Source organism: Thiolapillus sp., assembly GCF_048562965.1.
Lineage (GTDB): Bacteria > Pseudomonadota > Gammaproteobacteria > Chromatiales > Chromatiaceae > Thiolapillus > Thiolapillus brandeum_A.
The window spans coordinates 1-774 of the sequence record NZ_JBHNMF010001222.1 but is presented as its reverse complement, the minus strand read 5'-3'; the positions used below and the strand labels follow the sequence as shown (position 1 = coordinate 774).

The 774-nt window shown below is 59.0% G+C and carries 1 pseudogene; it reads left to right on the top strand.

The window, feature by feature from the left end:
• Positions 1-117: 117 nt before the first annotated feature.
• Positions 118-654 (top strand): annotated as a pseudogene (locus ACOCD2_RS23435) (IS66 family transposase); the annotation flags it as partial.
• Positions 655-774 lie beyond the last annotated feature (120 nt).

The window sequence follows — 774 nt, the reverse complement described above, 5'->3', positions numbered from 1 at the left end:
CCTCCACCCTGTGCTGCAGCACATTGGTGGGGCCAGTACAGTTGAAGAGATCGAGGCCCTGCTACCTTGGAACGTCACCCTCAGTAAGCTGCAAGAGGGCTGATTCTCTGGCGCTTACAGTACGCCGACGCCCTGCCGCTGTACCGCCTTGAAGGCATTCTCAAGCGCCATGGCTGCCACATCAGCCGCACCACGATGGCCAACTGGATCATCCGCCTGGACGACGTATTCAAGCCGTTGATCAACCTGTTACGGGATCAGCAACTCGGCGGTGACTACCTGCAGGCGGACGAGACACTGCTACAGGTACTCAAGGAAACGGGCAAAGTCGCCCAGTCGGACAAATGGATGTGGGTCATCCGGGGTGGCCCACCGGATCAGCCTGTTGTGCGCTGCCACTACGATCCTTCACGCAGTGAGGAGGTGCCCTTGCGGCTGCTCGATGGCTTCGAAGGCGTTCTCCAGACCGACGGCTATGCCGGCTACAACCGGGTATGTCGGGAAAACACCATCACCCGCATCGGCTGCTGGGACCCTGCCCGGCGCAAGTTCGTCGAAGCCGGCAAAGCCGCGCCAACGAAAAAGAAAGACACAAAGGTCAGCAAGGCGGACGCGGCCATTGGCAAGATCCGCAAGCTCTATGCCATCGAGAAACGGTAAGCGCCAAACAATCAGCCCTATTGCATTTTTTTGACAGGCGTGTTCCAGGGTAGCAGGGCTTCAATGTCCTCAACCGTCCTGGCATTGCCGATGTGCTGCAGCACAGGGTGGAGG